3 protein-coding genes are annotated in these 4,622 nt (G+C 78.1%); 1 reads left to right on the top strand and 2 read right to left on the bottom strand.

The features are described 5' to 3' along the window. Positions 1-3,507 (bottom strand): ATP-binding protein (locus tag AC0CYZ_RS26705; RefSeq protein ID WP_472221008.1); only part of this gene is annotated, 3,507 nt, incomplete at its 3' end. Positions 3,508-3,683: 176 nt separating this feature from the next. On the opposite strand from AC0CYZ_RS26705, the gene AC0CYZ_RS26700 reads away from it, so the two are divergent. After that, a complete protein-coding gene (locus tag AC0CYZ_RS26700; protein WP_472221006.1) occupies positions 3,684-4,130 on the top strand; it encodes a nuclear transport factor 2 family protein in 447 nt (148 codons plus the stop codon). A gap of 193 nt (positions 4,131-4,323) precedes the next feature. On the opposite strand, the gene AC0CYZ_RS26695 is transcribed toward AC0CYZ_RS26700, so the two are convergent. Beyond that, a partial coding sequence (locus AC0CYZ_RS26695) for a hypothetical protein (RefSeq protein ID WP_472221004.1) occupies positions 4,324-4,622 on the bottom strand: 299 nt, incomplete at its 5' end.

Raw genomic sequence — 4,622 nt, 5'->3', positions numbered from 1 at the left:
TGCGGCGTGGATCGACGGCAGCTCCGGGGACCAGGCGACCACCTGGCGCACGATCTCCTCCGCGTCGGCGACCCGGCCGCGGTCCCGGCAGAGCTGGAAGAGCTGGATGGCGTGGTAGAGCCGGGCGTCCGGCTGACCGGTGGCGCGGCCGGCGGCGGCCACGCGCTCCAGGAGTACCTCGGCGTCGGGGTCGCCGCGGCGCAGGGCCCGGGCGACCCGCTGCAGGCCGGTCATCCACTCCAGGGTCGGCTGGCCGACCTCGGCCAGCAGCTCCTGCTGGGCCTCCAGGCACCGGTCGGCGAGGGCGACGTCGCCGACCTCGACCGCCACGCGGAACCGGGTCCACCACGCGCGGTGGACGGCGACCGGGTCCCCGACCCGGCGGGCGAGGTCGACGAGCTCCCCGGTCTCGGCGAGCCGGGTCGCGAGCGTGTCGGGCCCGCCGATCGCGAAGGGGCGGGCGACGAGGACGTCGGCGAGGACCCCGGGCTCGTCGAGCCGGCGCGCGATGGCGAGCGAGGCGTCGGAGAGCGCGAGGCGCCGCGCGCGGTCCCCGGTGTGGAAGAGCTCGAGGGCCAGGACGGCGAGCAGCCGGGCCCGGGTCGGCGAGTCGGCCGGCCCGACGGCGTCGACGGCAGCCTCGAGGACGGCGACGCGCTCGTGGAGCGCCTCGGCGTCGGGATCGCCCCGGCGCAGGGCCCGGGCCACCCGCTGCAGCCCGGTCATCCACTCCAGCGTCGGCTGGCCGACCTCGGCGAGCAGCTCCTGCTGCGCGTCGAGGCACCGGTCGGCGAGGGCGACGTCGCCGACCTCGACCGCCACCCGGAACCGGGTCCACCACGCGCGGTGCACGGCGACCGGGTCGCCCAGCCGGCGGGCGAGGTCGACGAGCTCCCCGGTCTCGGCGAGCCGCGTCGCCAGCGTGTCGGGGCCGCCGATCGCGAACGGCCGGGCGACGAGGACGTCGGCGAGCACCCCGGGCTCGTCGAGCCGGCGCGCGATGGCGAGCGAGGCGTCGGAGAGCGCCAGACGCCGTGCCCGGTCGCCGGTGTGGAAGAGCTCGAGGGCCAGGACGGCGAGCAGGCGGGCGCGGGTGGGCGAGTCGTCGGGCCCGACGGCGTCCACGGCCGCCTCCAGGACGGCGACCCGCTCCCGGTCGGTGATCCCGAAGACCGAGGGCTTGCTGCCCGGGCTGTTCGCGATCGCGGCCCGCGCGAGGCCCTCGGCGTCGCCGAGCGTGCGGGCGTGGCCGGCCGCGGCGAGCAGAGTCTGACGGTGGGCGACGTCGCCGGCGCGGCGCTGCGCCTCGCCGAGGGCGATGAGCAGGCCGACCCGCCCGGCGGCGTCGTCGGGCTCGAGCAGGTCGACCGCGTGCCGCAGCCAGGTGGCGGCCTCGTCGTGGGCGAGCGCGACGGCGGCCCGCTCCCCCGCCGCCACGGCGTAGCCGCGGGCCTTCGCCCGCTCGGCCGCGCCGCCCCCGGCCCGCATCCAGTGCCCCGCGAGCGCCGGCAGGTGCTCCGCGGACGCGCTCGGACCGACCTCCTCCAGCGCGACGGCGATCCGCCGGTGCCAGGCCGCCCGCCGGGCCGCGGTCAGCTCGTCGAGCACCGTCGCGCGGACCAGGGCGTGGGCGAAGCGGTAGCGCGGCACCGGCCCGCCGATCTCGACGAGCAGTCGCGCCGCGCACGCCTCCTCCAGCGCGTCGAGCACGGCGTCCTCGTCGTGGGCGCCGGCCGCACGGACCACGGCCGGGTCGAACTCGGGTCCGACGACCGCGGCGACCCGCAGCACCTCGACCGTGACGGCGTGCAGCCGCGTGAGGCGACGCCCCATCACCTCGCGCACCCCGTCGGGCAGCCCCGCCTCCTCGAGGTGCAGCCGGGCGCCCGGGCCGCGCAGGGTGCCGGTCTCGGCGAGGTGGCGCAGCACCTCGAGCACGAAGAACGGCACGCCCTCGGTCTCGGCGTGGATCGTGCGCGCCAGCGCCGCGTCGACCGGGGAGTCCGGTGCCGCGCCGTGCAGCAGTTCCGCGACGGCGGCCTCCCCGAGCCCGTCGAGGTGCATCCGCTCGACGCCGGGCTGGCGGCGCAGGTCGGCGAGCAGGGCGGTCAGCGGGTGGCCGCGACCGGTCTCGGTGTCGCGATAGGTCGCGACGACGACCAGGGCCGCGGTCAGCGGGGAGCGGGTGACGTGGCGGAGCAGCTGCAGGGTCGGGCGCGGGGCCCAGTGCAGGTCGTCGAGCAGCAGGAGCACCCTGCCCCCCGCACCCGCGGCGGCCAGCCACGACGCGACCGCCTCGAACAGGCGGTGGCGCTCGGTCTCGGGGTCGGCGCGCAGCGGCGGATCCAGGTCGCCGAGGACCTCGGCGATCTCGGGGACCAGACGGGTCAGCTCCCCCGGCCAGCGGCCGAGCCCGGTCCGCAGCGTCGTCGGTGTGCCGCGGGCGACGTGGTCGCGCAGCGCCTCCACGAACGGCTGGTAGGGGACGCCGAGGTCCTCGTCGCACCGCCCCGCGAGCACCGGCCCGTCCTGCGCGGCCCGCTCGGCGAGCTCGGCGGCGAGCCGCGTCTTGGCGACGCCGGGCTCGCCCGCGATCAGGACCAGCCGGGCGCCGAGCGCCCCCGCCGCGTCCCACACCGACTCGAGCCGGGCGAGCTCCCCGCCCCGGCCGACGAACGCCCCGCCCCGCACGGCGAGCAGCGCCGGGGCGGCGGCACGGTCGCCGACGACGGCGGCGCGCGGGTCACGTGGCCCGGGCGCCGGGTCGGGCTCGAGCGCCGGGTCCTGGCGCAGCACCGCGCCGTGCAGGCGGACCAGCGCGGCGCTCGGGTCGATCCCCAGCTCCTCGCCGAGGTGGTGGCGCAGGTCGTCGTAGGCGTGCAGCGCGTCCGCCTGCCGGCCGGCGCGGTAGAGCGCGGTGATCTGCTGGGCCCGCAGCCGCTCCCGCACCGGGTGCGCGCGGACCAGCCCGTCGAGCTCGCCGAGCAGCTCGGCGTGCCGGCCGCAGGCGAGGTCGGCGGCGATCCGCTCCTCGAGTGCCCCGAGCCGGTCCTCCTCGAGCCGAGCCGCCTCCGAGCGGATCAGCGGCGAGTCCAGCGCGTCGCCGAGCAGGGGCCCGCGCCACAACGCCAGCGCGGTGCGCAGCATCGCGCTCGCCGTCGGCGGGTCGGTCGCCACCACAGCACGGCCCTGCGCGACCAGCGTGCCGAAGCGGCGCGCGTCGACGACCTCAGGCGCAGTCGCGAGCAGATAGCCCGGCGCCCGCGTCGCGAGCAGCCCCTCGCCGCCCGCGACGCGCAGCGCTCGGCGCAGCCGCGACACGTGGACTCGCAGCGCGTGCGGCCAGCCCTCCGGCATCCGTTCGCCCCAGAGCTCACCGGCCAGCCGTGTCGCGGGCACGACGGTGTCCGGGGTCAGCAGCAGGACGGCGAGCAACGTGCGCTCGCGGACCCCGCCCAGGTCGGCGCGACGACCCTCGTCGTCCACGGCCTCCAACGGGCCGAGCACCCGGAACTCCACGCGCCGCCCCCCGGTCGCCGCCGGCCCGTGGCCGCGACGAGCGTCCCACGGGCCGGGCCCGCGAGGCACCGGTGACTTCCCGGTGACCCGGCCCGCTACCGGCCCGCGGGACCGTCGCCACCACGGCGCCCCGACCGGGGGCGCGAGACCCGAGGAGCGATCAGATGACCACCGCCACCGACAACGCCACCACCGTCGCGACCGTCTACCGGGCCTTCGGCTCGGGCGACATCGACACGCTGCTGGGCCTCATCGCCGAGGACGTCCGCTGGGAGTCCGACTGGGAGGACAACTTCGCCCAGCGCGCCGGCGGCCCCGCCTTCTACCGGCCCTTCCACGGCAAGGACCAGCTCGGCGGGTTCTTCGAGGCGATGGGGGCGAACACCTTCCACCAGCTCGACGTCCGCGACGTCATCATCGACGGCAACCGCGCGGTCGCCCGGGTCGCGCTCGAATACACGATGCCGGGCGGCGGCCGGTACCGCGACGAACAGCTGCACCTCTGGACGTTCGACGACCAGGGAAGGATCGCCGCGATCCGGCACTTCCTCGACACCGCCAAGCTGCTCGCCGCCACGCGAGGCGAGGACACCACGGCGGGGCGACCGTGAGGTCCCGTCCCTGGCCGCGCCTGCTCCGCGGGCCCGAGTTCGAGCGGAGCGCCGGGAGCGGCCCACGATGTGGTTCCCCGGCCTGCGGGTCGTGCCGGTGCGGAGCCGCGGGGCGGCCGCGGTCGTCCACCGAGCGCGTTCCCGCGGGCCCGGGGTCACCCTCCCGCGAGCGGTCCCGGGCGGCCGACCGGCGCTAGGCGCGGGAGCCGACGACGGTGCGGGCCTCGGCCGGGTCGACGATCGAGGTCTCCTCGGCCGGGTCCATGGCGTCGGCCGCGAACGGGCCCTCGTGCCCGGCCGCCGCGTGCATCGGCTCGGTGCGGCGGCGCATCACCAGCATGCGCACGACGAAGGCCGCGACCCCGGCGCCGGCGATCAGCGCGATCAGGATCGGGACACCCAGGCCGTGGGAGTCGTCCTCCGGGGCGAGGGCGGCGGTGTTGCGGGTGGGGAGCACCTGGGCGTCCGGGGCGGCGGGCGGCACCGGAGCCA

It is taken from the genome of Actinomycetospora sp., from assembly GCF_055612215.1.
This window is presented reverse-complemented; position numbering and strand designations above follow the sequence as displayed.

Coding starts and splice junctions, on each gene's coding strand:
- AC0CYZ_RS26700 (WP_472221006.1), top strand. CDS start 3,684: ATGACCACCGCCACCGACAACGCCACCACCGTCGCGACCGTCTACCGG.